Source organism: Ralstonia sp. R-29 (assembly GCF_049913345.1).
Lineage (GTDB): Bacteria > Pseudomonadota > Gammaproteobacteria > Burkholderiales > Burkholderiaceae > Ralstonia.
This window is the reverse complement of sequence record NZ_CP184378.1, coordinates 192,145-206,781: the sequence shown is the minus strand read 5'-3', so window position 1 is coordinate 206,781 and position 14,637 is coordinate 192,145. Positions and strand designations below refer to the sequence as shown.

General features: G+C 64.7%; 14 protein-coding genes. 5 read left to right on the top strand and 9 right to left on the bottom strand.

Translation table 11 applies throughout. The annotated features are described in order from the left end of the window. Window positions 1–6: 6 nt before the first annotated feature. Window positions 7–1,578 (bottom strand): MDR family MFS transporter, encoded by a 1,572-nt coding sequence (locus ACN9M1_RS18250; RefSeq protein WP_426399972.1) that lies wholly within the window; start codon window positions 1,576–1,578, stop codon window positions 7–9. Window positions 1,579–1,667: 89 nt separating this feature from the next. Next, window positions 1,668–2,636, bottom strand: coding sequence for a LysR family transcriptional regulator (locus ACN9M1_RS18245; RefSeq protein WP_426399971.1), 969 nt, complete (start codon window positions 2,634–2,636; stop codon window positions 1,668–1,670). Between the two features lie 126 nt (window positions 2,637–2,762). Here ACN9M1_RS18245 and ACN9M1_RS18240 point away from each other — a divergent pair, with 126 nt between their 5' ends. Then, on the top strand, window positions 2,763–3,389 hold the full coding sequence (locus ACN9M1_RS18240; RefSeq protein ID WP_426399970.1) for an FMN-dependent NADH-azoreductase: 627 nt from the start codon (window positions 2,763–2,765) through the stop codon (window positions 3,387–3,389). A 104-nt stretch (window positions 3,390–3,493) separates the two neighbouring features. Here the strand turns inward: ACN9M1_RS18240 and ACN9M1_RS18235 are convergent, their stop codons facing one another. Continuing rightward, window positions 3,494–3,640 (bottom strand): hypothetical protein, encoded by a 147-nt coding sequence (locus ACN9M1_RS18235; RefSeq protein WP_426399969.1) that lies wholly within the window; start codon window positions 3,638–3,640, stop codon window positions 3,494–3,496. Between the two features lie 454 nt (window positions 3,641–4,094). Here ACN9M1_RS18235 and ACN9M1_RS18230 point away from each other — a divergent pair, with 454 nt between their 5' ends. Further along, window positions 4,095–4,226, top strand: coding sequence for a hypothetical protein (locus ACN9M1_RS18230; protein ID WP_426399968.1), 132 nt, complete (start codon window positions 4,095–4,097; stop codon window positions 4,224–4,226). 27 nt (window positions 4,227–4,253) lie between these two features. Here the strand turns inward: ACN9M1_RS18230 and ACN9M1_RS18225 are convergent, their stop codons facing one another. The 3 genes from ACN9M1_RS18225 to ACN9M1_RS18215 form a co-directional block, all read right to left on the bottom strand. After that, window positions 4,254–5,960: a S10 family peptidase gene (locus tag ACN9M1_RS18225; protein WP_426400759.1), complete on the bottom strand. Its 1,707-nt coding sequence runs from the start codon at window positions 5,958–5,960 to the stop codon at window positions 4,254–4,256. Then, the gene (locus tag ACN9M1_RS18220; RefSeq protein WP_426399967.1) at window positions 5,854–7,446 is read right to left on the bottom strand and encodes a S53 family peptidase; all 1,593 of its coding nucleotides are present in this window, start codon (window positions 7,444–7,446) and stop codon (window positions 5,854–5,856) included. Before ACN9M1_RS18220 ends, ACN9M1_RS18225 begins: the two co-directional genes overlap by 107 nt. Before the next feature lie 129 nt (window positions 7,447–7,575). Beyond that, window positions 7,576–8,562 carry a hypothetical protein gene (locus ACN9M1_RS18215; protein ID WP_426400758.1) on the bottom strand — a complete coding sequence of 329 codons (987 nt, stop codon included), beginning with the start codon at window positions 8,560–8,562 and terminating at the stop codon, window positions 7,576–7,578. A 957-nt stretch (window positions 8,563–9,519) separates the two neighbouring features. Between ACN9M1_RS18215 and ACN9M1_RS18210 the strand changes: the two genes are divergently transcribed. Next, entirely contained in the window at window positions 9,520–9,861 is a 342-nt protein-coding gene (locus tag ACN9M1_RS18210; RefSeq protein WP_426399966.1) for a DUF1488 family protein, read from the top strand. Between the two features lie 105 nt (window positions 9,862–9,966). Here ACN9M1_RS18210 and ACN9M1_RS18205 read toward each other — a convergent pair whose 3' ends face one another. From ACN9M1_RS18205 to ACN9M1_RS18195, 3 genes are all read right to left on the bottom strand, one after another. Continuing rightward, window positions 9,967–11,664 (bottom strand): AMP-binding protein, encoded by a 1,698-nt coding sequence (locus ACN9M1_RS18205; RefSeq protein WP_426399965.1) that lies wholly within the window; start codon window positions 11,662–11,664, stop codon window positions 9,967–9,969. A 121-nt stretch (window positions 11,665–11,785) separates the two neighbouring features. Next, complete coding sequence (locus ACN9M1_RS18200) at window positions 11,786–12,319, bottom strand: hypothetical protein (RefSeq protein ID WP_426399964.1); 534 nt, start codon at window positions 12,317–12,319, stop codon at window positions 11,786–11,788. Between the two features lie 136 nt (window positions 12,320–12,455). Further along, complete coding sequence (locus ACN9M1_RS18195) at window positions 12,456–13,340, bottom strand: LysR substrate-binding domain-containing protein (protein WP_426399963.1); 885 nt, start codon at window positions 13,338–13,340, stop codon at window positions 12,456–12,458. A 129-nt stretch (window positions 13,341–13,469) separates the two neighbouring features. Here ACN9M1_RS18195 and ACN9M1_RS18190 point away from each other — a divergent pair, with 129 nt between their 5' ends. Further along, the gene (locus ACN9M1_RS18190; protein WP_426399962.1) at window positions 13,470–14,225 is read left to right on the top strand and encodes a sulfite exporter TauE/SafE family protein; all 756 of its coding nucleotides are present in this window, start codon (window positions 13,470–13,472) and stop codon (window positions 14,223–14,225) included. Window positions 14,226–14,242: 17 nt separating this feature from the next. Next, complete coding sequence (locus ACN9M1_RS18185) at window positions 14,243–14,593, top strand: hypothetical protein (RefSeq protein WP_426399961.1); 351 nt, start codon at window positions 14,243–14,245, stop codon at window positions 14,591–14,593. Window positions 14,594–14,637 lie beyond the last annotated feature (44 nt).

The following is a 14,637-nucleotide window of genomic DNA, read 5'->3' as shown; positions in this document are numbered from 1 at the left end:
GCGGGCTCAGTCCACCGCCTGCGCGAGCGACACCTTACCGCGCAGTGCCTTCTCCTCCAGCCGCACAAGCAGCAGCGGGGAAATCGCGGACACCGCCGCCGCAAAGAAGAACAGATGCCGGAAGGCGCTCTCACCCGCGCGTTGCAGCGCCTGCGCATCAGCCCCATTGCTGGCGAGCGCCGCGTGGAACAGATCCATCAGCAGATCGCCCCCGGCAGCCACCTGCGCTTCGGGTGCGGCCTGACGCAACAGCGCAATCAGCACCGACGTCAGCACCGCCACACCCACCGCGCCGCCCAGCAGACGGGAGAACGCCGTAAGCGCCGTCGCCAGGCCTACCGTTTGCGGCGACACGGCGTTCTGCGTAGCCACCAGCCCGGTCGGAAATTGCACGCCAATGCCCAGGCCCAGCACGATCATTGCCAGCGTGAGCGCCCAGACGTTGTGCGGGTCCAGCAGGCCCAGCGCGACGATGGCGAACGGCACCACACAGGCACCGCCCAGCATCAAGGGCTTATAGCGGCCGCTGTGCGTCATCCACTTGCCGGCAACGAAGGCACCAAACGGAATCGACAGCGTAAGCGGCACCAGCCGCAGCGCCGCCGCATCGGGGCTGGCGCCAGCCACCATCTGGAAGCGCAACGGCATCAGCACCGACGTGGCAATCAACTGGAAGAAGCAGAGGAACAGCGCCAGACAGCAGATCGTGACCGTGCGCACCCGGAACATCGACAGCGGAATGATCGGCTCAGCCGCGCGGTTTTCCTGCCAGACAAACACGCCCAGCACCACCACGGCGGCCACAAGCAAGCCCAGGTTGTCCGGTTGCGTAAGCGGCACACCCTGCCCCACGCGCGTGATCATCAGCAACAGCGCCGTCAGCCCCACCGCAAACAGAACGACGCCCGGCACATCAATCGGCCGACGCTGACGCGCCACCGGCAAATGCCGCAACGTACGGCGCACCACCCACAACGCAACGATGCCCAGCGGCAGGTTGATCCAGAAGATCCACCGCCACGACAGGTAATGCGTGAGATAACCGCCAATGACCGGGCCGGCCAGACTCGCCATGGCCCACATGCCGCTCACGTAGCCCTGGTAGCGGCCGCGCTCGCGCAGCGGCACTACATCGGCAATGGTCGCCTGCGCCACCGAGATCAGCCCGCCGCCACCCAACCCCTGCAGCACGCGCGCAACGAGCAGCATCGGCATGCTGGTCGCCAGCGCGCACGCCACCGAGGCCAGCACGAACAACGCAATCGCCGTGGTCAGCATGGCGCGACGGCCATACAGATCGCTCAGCTTGCCGTAGATGGGCGTGACCACCGTCGACGCCACCAGATACGCCGACACCACCCACGCCATCAGCGCGAAGCCGTTGAATTCGCCTGCAATGACGGGCAGCGCCACCGCGACGATGGTCTGCTCCAGCGCGCCCAGCAGGATGGCGAGCATCAGCCCGCCCATTACGACCATCACCGGAATCTCGGGGACGGGCGACGTGCCAAGCGGGTCGGTCAACGACGCAATGGGGGTGTCCGGCTGGGGCGGCTCAATGCTGGGGCGGGAGGACATGGGGGGCTGCGCAGACACCGTCGCGGGCGTCCACACAAACAACGAAATGAAGCCGTTGATGATACTGCTGATCGTCAATCGTTGCAGGGTCAACGATCGAGGTGCGGCGGGTTGCCTTGGGCGCCTTGGGCGATATCCGCATAGCAGCGGCTGACCTTCGCCGTCACATCGGGCAGCTCTTGTGCGAGGAATTCGATAAACGCCCGCACCGCCGGCACCAAGCCGCGGCGCGACGGAAACACCGCATGAAACTGATGCGCCGGCAAGCGGTAGCTAGGTAGGAGCACGACGAGCCTGCCATCGCGGATGGCCTCGGCACACAGGTTGAACGGCAACTGCGCGATACCGATGCCCTCGATGGCAACCCGGCTCATCAGGTACAGGTCGTCAGTGACCAGCGCGGGGGTGTAATCGACGTCGATGGCGCCACCTTCGGGACCGGTCAGTCGCCAGCGCGCGCGTTCGCCAGCCGCGCCACCCACGCCGACACCCGTCGCCCCGCGCATCGATTCCGGGCTGTCAAACGGACCATGCTGATCCACAAACGACGGGCTGGCCACCAGCACCTGGTCGCTCACGCCAAAGCTGCGCACCACCAGGTTGGAATCGTCCAGCGTCGAGCGCACGCGCAACGCCACGTCATAGCCGTCGCTGATCACGTCGACGCGGCGGTTGGTCACGTCCAGCTCGAGCCGCACTTCGGGCTGCGCGCGCAGGAATTTCGACAGCACTGGGGCAATGAACACGTGCGCCACGCCCACCGGGCAACTCACGCGCAGGCGGCCCGAGGGTTTTTCGCCCGCGTGCTCGGCCACTTCGAAAGCGGCACGGGCGGCTTGCGTCATCGACTCGCAATGCGCGTAGAACGCCGAGCCCACGTCCGTCACGTGCACCGCGCGTGTAGAGCGCTGCAGCAGCCGCACACCCAGTCGCGCCTCCAGATCGGCCACACGGCGGCTGACCCGCGATTTGGGAATGCCCAGCGCCCGCGCGGCGCCGGAAAAGCTGCCGTGCGTCACCACACTGGCAAACAGGACGAGGTCGTTCAGGTCTTCCATGGCCGTTCTCTCAGAATCGCCAGCATTGTCCCACTCATAGAACGATGAGTGTCGATTCGACCCACTACTGGAACTCGCTGCGCCGCACTATCTTTCCAGCAACCCACCTTTTCCTGGAGAGACACCATGCAAATCCTTCACATCGATTCGAGCATCCTCGGTGACGCCTCGGCCTCGCGCATCCTGACCGCCGCCATCGTCGACGAACTGCGCCGCGACAACCCCAGCGCCACCATCGTGCGCCGTGACTTGGCCGTGGAAGCCATTCCCCATCTGGATGGCGCCATCGCCGCCGGATTCCGCGCCACGGGCGCAGATGACTTCGACGACGCCACCCGCGCCGAGCACGCCCGTTCGGAAGCGCTCGTCAGCGAATTGCTGGCCAGCGATGTGATCGTGGTCGGCGCACCGATGTACAACTTCTCGGTGCCGAGCCAACTCAAGGCGTGGATCGACCGCGTGGCGCAAGCCGGCCGCACGTTCAAGTACACGGAAAAGGGCCCGGTGGGCCTGGCTGGCGGCAAGAAGGTCATCGTCGCCTCCACGCGCGGCGGCATCCATTCGAACAGCCCGGCCGGCGCTGTCGATTTCCAGGAAGCCTATCTGAAGACCGTGTTCGGTTTCCTCGGCATCACCGACGTGCAGTTCGTGCGCGCCGAAGGTCTGGCGATGGGCCCGGATGCCCGCACGCAAGCCATGGCAGCCGCCCACGCCGCCATGCCTGACGTGGTCAGCCAAGCCGTGGCTGCCTGATCAAACAGATCGGCCCCAAAGCAAACGGGCGCCGCGTAGCTGCGGGCGCCCGTTGTTGTTTTCCAGATTGGGAAGATCGGCGTGGCCGATCGTCGGTCAACGCATCACTCGTCGCGGTTTTCGCGCGCGTGGTGGATGGCTTCGAGCGCGCGGCGTGTGCGCAACTTGCGCCACATGACTGGCGCAACGATCGCGGTGGCGATCAGGCAAGGCACAACCCAGGCAATGGTGGATTCCAGAAAAGTCGTCATGATGCGTTCCCCCGACACGTGTTGCCGATGCGCACCTTATAGCTCCAATGGAGGCGCGCACCGTGTAGTCCCCGCAGGGCTACATTGATCCTTCAACGCGCCCTGACATCTGTCTCTATGAACGGCTATCGGCGCCAAGCCTTCGAACTTGAGTGCCCAACGTTTGCCGTTTGCTCTATTTCCGGCTTATCTCTGCGTTCTGTCAATACACCATCGACAATTTCGTGCAACATTGTGGCGCCACGTAGACAAGCCGCGACGAGAGCGTCGCTTCACGGTGTGTTCGCAAAGGTAACGGCAAGTTACCGCCGCAGAGGTGTCGCCCATGCGGACACAGCGTGCACCGTCATTTGCTCGCCAGGGCGCCCGAGTTTTTCTTACAAACGGTAATGCGCGGTTGCGAGGGGTTTCCATACAGTCGATGCAGGTCCAACGACAACCCCGGAGCTGCACCATGAAACGCACCCTCGCCCTACTGATTCTTGCCGCAGCAGCGGCTTCCGCGCTCAGCGCCTGCGTGGTTGTGCCGGCGGGCGGCTACTACTACGACCGCCCGCACTACCACCCGTATTACCACGGCTATTGATCGCCTGGCGACCGCCGCATCCACCGCTCAGGCCTTGCGCGCCTGCAGCGTGCGGATGCGCGCGACAGCCTGGTGATCAGCCGTGGCGGCGTCGTAGAGCTTGGCCAGATCGGCTTTCAACGCCGTACGCGACCCGCCATCCAGATACACCATGTGCCCCGACGGGTAGAACCCGGCCGACAGGTTCTTGCGCACATCCGCATCCAGCAGCGGCATCGACTTCAGGTCGAGCATCGTCTGATAGAACGGCGTGACGAAGTCGTAATAGCCATTGGCGGAAAACACCTTCAGATCCACGTTGAGGCTCATCGTGGCGGCCAGATCGCCGGCGGTGTAGAGGGCGACGTTGCCGTTGGCATCGAGCCCCTTTTGTGCGCCAGTTGGGTCGGTGTGGCGGAAATCCCAATGACGGAAGGCCTGGTCATTCAAATCCGTGAAGGCAGAGTTGGACGTGTACTTCAGATCGTCATTCAGATACGTGTTCCACATGGCCGTGTAGACGCCGGATACCGCCGTCATGGTCGGGTCGTTGCCACCGGAATTCGGGTCGACGCTGGCCGCAATGCCCGTGTGAATGCCCGTAACGCGGCCGTCGTAGGCGCCCAGCGACAAAGCCTTGTCGGCCAGCAACGTGGTGAGGAACAGCGACGTGCCTGCACCATCGGCGGCCGCCACATCCAGTCGCCAGCCCTGCAGCGTGGCCGCGTCGATACCGGTGTACGCAGACAGCGTCTTCAACACCGCCGGATCGGCATGCGCGGGGTTGGCGAGCGCCTTTTCATAGTCGGTGCTGGCAAACACGGCGGCGGCTTCTGCAAAGTCACCCACATCGGCGGGCAGCGCACCGCCCGTGGGCGATGTGGCGCGCTTGTGAAACCATGCATCGGCCGCACACGTCGGCAACAGCCCCACCGGGTTGCCGGCTTGCGTGTAGTCGAGGATGGACGACTGCAGCGTGATGCCGTTCAAGTCCACCCCGTCTTCATGCAGCACGTACGACAGCACGCATGAACGCGCCGTGCCATACGACTCGCCGAACAGAAACTTGGGCGAATTCCACCGATCGTTGGCAGTGAGCCAGCGCTTGATGAACTGCGCGATGCTGCGCGCGTCCTGATCCACGCCCCAGAAATCGAGGTTGTGCTTGGGCGCAATAGCCGTCGAATAACCGGTGCCGACCGGGTTGATGAAGACGAGGTCCGAGCGATCGAGCAGGCTATCGGGGTTGTCTTCCATGCGATACGGCGCAGGCGGCGTGAACGACGGCATCGACGTCACGATGCGCCGTGGCGCGAACGAGCCCAGCAGCACGAACACGGCAGACGACCCAGGGCCGCCGTTATAGAAGAACGTCACTGGGCGAGCCTGTGTACCGCCTTCGGGCACGTCGGCCAGAAATGCCACATGGAACATCTTCGCCACGGGTTTCGAGCTGCTCGGGTCCACCGTGACGAGGTGGCCGGCATGCGCGGTGTAGGCGATATCGCGCCCGCCTGGACCACCGACGTGCACGGTGTGGTGCGTGATCGCCATGCCCTCGCTGGTGTCGGTGACGCTGTCGTCGGGCCCGTTGCCATAGGCGGTGGCGTCGAAAAACGGTTGGTCTGTCGTCGTCATGCGTGCCTCGCTACTCAAAGAGTTTGGCGATTGCGTCGCCCTTCGGGCTGCCCAGGCCGGTGCAAGCGTCCCACCCGGGGCCGGCCGCAAAGGTGCCGTTGTCGCCCTGCCGGATATCGTTGAACGCGGCCGGGTTCTGATACAGCCGCGCGTGCGGATACCCCACCGGCTGCCCCTTGATGGCGTTGATGCGCGCAACGAGCGCGGCCCACAGCGGCGCGGCCGCGCTGGTGCCGCCGACCACACCGGTCTCGCCATCCACACGCACCACATAGCCTGTCAGCGGGTCAGCATTGGCGGAGACATCCGGCACGCCACGCTGTGTGAGGGGCAGGCTTGCACCGTTGGTCTCCTGCGCGGCTAGGCCCTGCTGCCAGGCCGGCACGGCAAACACGGTGCTGACCCCGCCCCCGCCCGCGCCGCCTTGCGTGCCGTCGTTCCATACGGTTTCTTCGGCGATGCGGCTGCCGCTGGCCTGCAGGCTGGTGCCGCCACACGCGAGGGCGTAGGGGCTGGAGGCAGGAAAATCGACGTGGTCTGCGCGATCGGGCTGGCCGTCGCTTGAGCCGTTGTCACCCGATGCGGCGCACACCGTGATGCCCATCGTGGCAGCGCTCTGCAGCGCGGCGTTGACGGTCTGCATGGCTTGCGGCGTCCAACGGCTTTCGGGCGCGCCCCAACTGATGGAGACCACCGATGGCCGCAGCGTCGTGTCATGGATGGCCGCGTTGATGGCCTGCACGAAGCCGGCATCGGTGTTGGTGGCAAAGTACACCGCCAGCGTGGCGCCAGGCGCGGCGGCACCCGCCACCTCGATGTCGAGCACGACCTCGCCGTCCGGGCCGTTTGGGTCTCCGCTGGGCCGGTTGGCACCCTGCCCGACCGGTACGTCGACGATCTTCGGCATGGCCACGCCAACCTGCTGGAAGTACGCACGCAGATCGTCTTCGCGATACCCACCGCCGAGCTCGATCAATGCGATGCACTGGCCAGCGCCATCCCCCTGCGGGAAACCGTAGAGCTGCGCGAGCTGCACCGGCGTGTACGAGGCCGCGGGCGTGGCCCGCGCTGGGCGAATCGACACAGGCGATGGCGGCATGGGCACAAAGCGGAAATGCGGTTCCACTTGCGGGCGCGAGTCCAGCCCGAGCACGGCCACGACCACATCCTTCAAGCTGTCCGGCAAACGCAGCGGGCCAGAACGACCACGGTATTCGCAATCGCCATGCGCCACGCGGTGCAGGTGCGTGTCGAACGCGCGGCAGAACTGCTCGACGGAGCCCGCAAGCGTGATGGTCGCGGCCGCGCCGTTCACGTGCGTGACCTGCAGACCACGGTCCTGCGCAAAAGCTTGTACGGCGTGGATGTCGTCAGCGGCGGCGCCAAACTGCGCGGCCCATTGTTCGCGCGTCAGCGGTGCGGGTGGCGGCGTGCCGGCGGCGCGGGATTGTGCAAACCCGGAAAGGCGTGCATCCAGGTCAGCGGCGTTGGGCCGGCGAAGCTGGACGAGCACCTGGAGCTGCTCGGAGGGTGGCGCATCGCCAAGAATGCGGGCGCCTTCCGGAATCGTGCGTTCACTGCCATGCAGGGGGTACCGGGCCATACGCCATCTCCACGAGTGAAGGTGGCCTCAGCGTCGCAATCTACGTGCCGCATGCGGCACCGGTCGCATCGGCGCTGCGCAACGGCGTCGCCACCCTCAAACACGGTAGGTGATGGCCCGCCCGGCCGATCAATCGTTGCCGTCCGCCGAGTCTCGTTCCACGGGCGGACGTTGCGGCCGGCCCTCTGCAAACGCACGGCGGATGAGCGCGCCGCACGCTGCGCTGCGCACGTAGGCACGCGCACCCAGCGTCTCGCGCACGAGCATGCCGTAGTGGCGTTTGTCTGCGGTAATCCACGGATAGAACCCGAACGCGCCCGGCGAGCTATAGGCACCATCGCCGCCGGGCTGATCTTCGATCCAATAGTTGAGCGCGTAATGCCAGGGCTGCGAAGCCGGCGTGCTGACGGCTGTCGGGCAACTGCCGGGCTCGGTGCAGACGGCATGCTGGCCGAGCATCTTGCCTAGCAGGTAATCGCCCCGCACCAGCCGGCGCAGGAATTGCCCATATGCCGCCGGGGTGGCGATCATGCCGCCGCCCGGCTCCGGTGCAAGGTAACGAATGCCCAGCGGTTTCTCTGCATCGCGCAGACCCGGGGCGTGGGCAAGTTCGCGTTCCAGGTCTTCGGTGAGCGTGGCGGCATCGGCGGCGCCTTGGCCGAAGTCCATCAGCAGCTTCTGATCGTGCCCACCGTTGTAGCTGAATCGGCCGACATGCCCCGGCGTGAATGTGGCGTTGCGCCCGCGCTGGAAGCAGCTCTGCACGGTGTCATTGCGATTGCACAGCAGCGGGTTGAGCGCGTCATAGCCCGAGCGCATCGTTAGCGCGTCGATCTGGGCTGGCGTGGGCTTGCCGCCCGCACGTTCCACCACATACGTGCCAAACACCCACTTGGAAGCCGATGCCAACCGCACGGTTTTGTTGGCCCCCACGCGCTGCCCCTGTTGGCCGCGCATCAGCACGCCCTGGGCGTCGCCGATCTCCCAGTAGTAATCGCCCAGGCGCTGGCAACTGCTGGCATGTGCGAGCGTCGCTTCCACCGCCGCCCGCCGCGTTGCCAGGCTAGGCTCCTGAGCGTGCGCCACCATCGGCCCCGCCGCACTCAGCGCTGCCATCGCGCACGGTACCCACGTTGCCAGCGCCTGATGTGTCCAGGCGCGTCTTGCTTCCGTCATATCGATATCCTGCTTGTTCTGCCTCTTACTCTGCCTATCAAGGCCGGCAGCACTCTACAGCAGCACTGCCGGCTTTCCCACCTTGTGACTGCATGACCGCACGAGCGTTTGCGGGCCAGGAGTACAACCGCACCACCTTGCAGCAAGCTTGCAACGGCACACGTTTTCCTTTTGAAAACGTAAGCGTTTGCGTATCGGATAATCCCTTTCCACGGGCACTTAGGAAAAGCTCCGCATATTCCCTCCCCCGATATGTCCTAGACCACTCGTTTATGAGCCAAATGGACGAGAAAAATCATGCCAAGGCCACCTAGCGCTCCGCCGAGAGTGTCCTAGAATGCAAACACAGAAAACCAGAATTAAATAAAAGTAAATACGCAGCAAACTTCGCTTCGGGAGCCAGCCATGGGAACAATCAGACGGGGAAGCGCGGGAATCTCTGCCCGCTGGAGTTGGGAGCGCCATTCGGCACATTCGGCGAATTGGCAAACCATCCCAACGCGGCGCCGCCTGTTTCTTCCGTCGCGCATGTCAGCACTCCGCACGCCAGCTGTTTTGTGGTGGTTGTGCGCGATTTCGGTCGCGGTGGGTACCGGTGGCGTTCTGTTGCACAGGTTGTGGTAGCTAGAAAAACATTAAGCAGGATTTGTACGGGGAAGGTCGCAGCGCGAGAGCAAACCGCTGGAATAACACCGAATTGATTAGACCGCTTAGCGGCACCGAGGGGTTGTCTGACCAGTTTCATGGGTCAAATTGCATCCGGAAAGATTGAGGGTCCGGGGCATCGTCATCCCTCCATTCGGAAAACACGCTCCCGCATGTGATCAAAATGCGCCGCGCAAGCGGCATGTGGGGCACGCCAGCCACGTGGCGCGCCTGATCAATGGGGGGAGCATCATGAACATCTCGTTCACCGGCAAGACTTTCAGGTCTGTAGGAGACCTGTTCTTCCAAGCCATCGTCGACGGCAAGGTCGTGAGCTGTTTTGTCACGTCCGAAGCCCTGTCACTGTGCGATTGCGCACATCAAAAAGCCACCGCTGAAGACGTCTATCGCAGCTACCGCGACTGGATCGAATTGGCTGCATCGGACTTGATCCGTGCCGGCACGCTGGCACCCGTGATCGTGCGCGGCCGCGACCTGGCCGCCTCGCGTGCGTCGCTGCCGCATGGCGGCGTGCCGGCCTACGATCTGGACCGTTCGCGCCAGTTGCGCCTGGTTCCACGTTCATCGCGCTGAAGTTGCCAGCGCGGGTGCAGCGGAACGTGCGGTCGGGGGGTCGCACGTTCCGCGGGTGCCCATGCGCGCGGCGCGAGGTGTGAAATGCCAAGCGCCAAGCGCAGATCAATCAGCCGGGAAATCCTCTTCCCAGTACTCCTGCACGTTGCGTACGGTCGGGGCGCTTTCGCTGCGCGCGGCTTCGCGCATACGCAGTTCAACACGCCTGATCTTGCCTGAGATGGTCTTGGGCAAATCGGCAAATTCAATGCGCCGCACGCGCTTGTACGACGCCAATCGGTTGCGGCAGAACTGCAGGATGTCTTGCGCCAGCGCCGGACCGGCTTCGTGGCCCGCGCGCAGCACCAGAAAGGCTTTCGGCACGGCCAGCCGTACCGGATCCGGGCTCGGCACCACAGCTGCCTCGGCGATGGCGGGGTGTTCGATCAGCACGCTTTCCAGCTCAAACGGGCTCACGCGATAGTCTGATGCCTTGAACACGTCATCGGCACGACCGACGTAAGTCAGGTAGCCGGAGGCATCGCGCGCGGCAATATCGGAGGTGTGATACACGCCGCCGCGCATGGCTTCGGCGGTTTTGTCGGCGTTGCCGGCATAGCCATCCATTAACCCCGTCGGGCGTGAATTCAATTCGATGCAGATCTCGCCCTCTTCCGTTTCGTTGCCGTCAGGGTCGCGCAACGTAATGCGGTAGCCCGGCAGCGGTCGGCCCATCGAACCGGCTTTGATCGGCTGGCCGGGGCTATTGCCGATCTGGCAGGTGGTTTCGGTCTGGCCGTAGCCGTCTCGGATGGTGATGCCCCAAGCGGCCCGCACACGCTCGATCACCTCGGGGTTAAGTGGTTCGCCAGCGCCGACGAGTTCGCGCAGGGCGGGTTTCCAGGCGGCGAGGTCCTCCTGGATCAGCATGCGCCACACGGTGGGCGGTGCGCACAGCGTGGTCACCTTGGCGCGGCAGAGTACGTCCAGCGCGACCTTGGGCTCAAAACGCGCGTAGTTGTAGATGAAGACGCTGGCACCGGCATTCCATGGCGCAAAGAAGCAGCTCCACGCATGCTTGGCCCAGCCAGGTGAACTGATATTCCAGTGCACATCGCCCGGGCGCAGCCCGATCCAATACAGCGTGGATAGATGCCCCACCGGGTAGCTCGCATGCGTATGCATCACCAGCTTGGGCTTGGACGTGGTGCCGGAGGTGAAATACAGCAGCAGCGGGTCGCTCGCCTGCGTGGGCGCCTCGGGCGTGAACTCAGGCGACGCGGCGTAGGCGTCTTCAAAGCGGTGCCAGCCCGGCGGTGCTTTGTCCGCACCCACTGCAATGCGCGTGAACGTGCCCGATACGGCATCGAGCTTGGCGCAATCGGTTGCGCCCGCCACCACGTGGCTCACCTGCCCCATGGCAATGCGCTCGCGCAGGTCTTCCGCCGTGAGCAGCGTGGTGGCGGGGATGATGACCGCGCCTGTCTTGATGCTGGCGAGCATCACATCCCACAGCGCGGGCACGTTGCCGAGCATGAGCAGGATGCGATCGCCACGCTGCACGCCGAGTGCCCGCAAGTGGTTGGCCACGCGGGCCGAGCGCTCCGCCATCTGCGCGAACGACAGGCGCGTCTCGTTGCCCTGATCGTCCACCACCCACAGGGCGACGGCGTCGTTGCCGCGCGCCATGGTGTCGAAATAGTCGAGCGCCCAGTTGAACTGGTCCAGCACCGGCCATGTGAAATCGCGCACGGCGGTCTCGTAGTCCTCACGGTGCGCGAGCAGAAAGTCGCGGCACCGCAGAAAGGCATCCAGCGATGTCATGCCTGTCTCCTGTCATTGCATTGCACGCGCCTCGTCCGGGCGCTAGAAAAACGCACCTGCCACGGATCTATATAGAAGGAAATCTTCCGCCAGACCAACCCGGGTTCACCCGGGCTGCCGCTCATTGGGAGCGTGGCGGAAAACGCAGCGACCGGCCGCCACCCAGACTCAACCACGCCCAGGCCGTGGCCGCCGCCACGATGGCCAGCACGGCCACCCATTGGGCGCTCACCAGCATCAACTCGACCGTGCCAGAGACGTCCGGGAGGATGTGCGGCCAGGCGATCGCCAGCCATCCGTCCGCATCAAACCACGCGCCCCGGCCTGCCCCCGTTGCCAATTCCACCGCCAGCAAGGCCGCACTGATGGCCGCAAACGCCATGCCGCAATGCGTCAGCACGCGGCTGAACACGGGCAGTTCATACAGGGGCTTGAGATATTGGATATGCCGGGTGAGCGACCATGCGCACACGATCAGCAACGCCACGCTAATGGCTGCCATCGGCGCCGGACTGCGCAGGCAGACGCCCAGCGCGATCCACGCAAGCGCGTTGATCTCGTGGCGCCGATAGATGCGCAGCGCACGCGCGGCGTGCAGCAGGCCGATCTGGGGAGCCTTCGGGGGAACACGCGGGGGAACACCGGCAGACGCCATGATGCGCTCCATCAGCGGAAGGTGGATGCAGCACCCCGTCCTGAGGCGACCGCAACTGTTTGCAGTGTACCGAGGCGGGTTGGCCCGCGCGAGTTCAAACAGCACGCCTCCTCCGAATGACGGACAGGCGGTGGCGTCAGGCCTCGCGCAAATGCTCGATCAATTGCCGTGCAAACGCTGGCAGATCATCGAAACTGCGTACGCAAATACGCAGCAGCCGGGTCGCCCAGGCATCGGTCAGGCGCACCCGGCGGATGCCCATGGAACGCTGCAGCCGGATCGCCGCGTGCTCGGGGATGACGCCCACGCCCACGTTGCGCTCCACCATGCGGCAGACCGCGTCAAAGCTGCGCAGCCGTACGCGGTATTTGAGCCGGTAGCCCGCGCGCGCGGCGTGCCCGGCCAGGTAAGCCTGCAAGGCGTTGTCACCGGTCAGGCCAACGAAATCTTCCTGCAAGGTTTCGACGAAACTCAGTTCGCGCCGCTCGGCCAGCGGGTGGTCACGCGCTGTCACCAATACCAAGCGGTCATGGCGGAATGGAAACGTCTGCAGCCCCGACAGATCCACCGCGTCATTGACGATGCCGATGTCCGCCCGCCCCTGCGCAATCGCCTCGACAATCTCATGGCTGACCAGCTCTTCCAGGTCGATGTCGACCTCGGGATGCGCCGCCAGAAAGGCGCTCAAGGCTTCGGGCAGGAACTCGGTCATGGCGGCGGTGTTGGACAGCAGCCGCACATAGCCCTTGAGGCCGCGCGCATATTCGCCCAGCTCGCCGCGCATGCGGTCCATCTGCTGCAACACAACGCGCGCGTGGTGGACCAGCGTGCGGCCTGCGGCGGTCATCTCCACGCCGCGCCGGTTGCGCGTGAGCAGCGGTACGCCCAGCGTGTCCTCCATGCCGCGGATACGCGCACTGGCGGAGGCCAGCGTCAAATGCGCGCGCTCTGCCCCGGCAGTGATGCTGCCGGCTTCAGCGGTGTACAGGAAGAGCCGGAGGTCGGTCAGGTCGAAGCGCACGGTGGTCTCAATAGGAGCATGAGCCTCAGTGCCAGCCTGAGGCTCCATCAATTTATCGCAGATTGTGCGGGCACCGCCAGTACCAGAAACTGAGGCACCTCCAATACAACACCCCAACCTCCGCCCCCAATGGAATCCGCCACGCTGCTGTTTGGCGCGGGCCTGCTCGCCGGCACGATGAATGCGCTGGCCGGCGGCGGCTCGTTTGTCACCTTGCCCGCGCTCATGTTTGCGGGCGTGCCCTCCGTGTATGCCAATGCATCGAGCACCGTAGCGCTGCTGCCCGGTGCGGCCACGTCAGCGTGGGCTTATCGAGCGGACTATCGCGGGTTCGAGCAGGTGCCCATGCGCACCATGGTGGCGGTGAGCCTGGCGGGCGGACTGCTCGGCGCGCTGCTGCTGATGACGACCTCATCGCGCGCATTCGACTTCATCGTGCCGTGGCTGCTGCTGGTGGGGTCGCTGGCGTTTACGTTCGGCAGGCAAGCCGGGGCTTGGCTGCGCCAACGCGTTCGGATCGGTCGATCAACGCTGCTCCTCGCTCAGGGCGTGCTCGCCGTTTACGGCGGCTATTTTGGCGGCGCGGTCGGCATCATGATGATGGCCGTGTGGGCGCTGTTGGGCCATGACGACATCAAAGCCCTGAATGCCTCGCGCACGTTGCTGGTGGGTGCCACCAACTTCGTCGCCGTACTGTGTTTTGCGCTGGCGAAAATGGTCTGGTGGCCGCAGACCTTGGTGATGCTGGTGGCCGCTGCGTTGGGCGGCTACGTCGGGGCGCATGTTGGCAAGCGTTTGCCCGTGTCGACGGTGCGCGCGCTGATTTCCATCTTTGGCTTTTCGATGACGGCGCTGCTGTTCTGGCGCGCGTGGTCGCACGCATGAGCATGAGGAGAACCGCGATGACCCACATGTCCCGGGCCCATCCCGCCCACCGCATGCGCACGCCGCGTGGGCATCGTGATGCGACGCTGCGCCACACGGTGCGTGCTACAGAAACAGGAACCAACAAACGTGAGTGGATCAGCGCGCAAACGATTTTCTACATCGCGCGCGGTGTGGCGATTCTGCTTGCCGCAGCGGCCGTGGGCCTGAGTGCAGTATCGGACGACGCAGAAAAATCCGCCGCCACATACATCCGCCCCCTCGCAGTGTGGGCCGGGCAAAGAAAAAGCCCGCGGGCCGGGGGGCGGGCGGGCTTAACATCTTCAGCCTTTGACGACGAAAGATGGTCGGGTGTGCTTTGTGAATGAGCAATGCGCCGGAACTCACAAAGCGAAGCCATTATAAAAAGGGC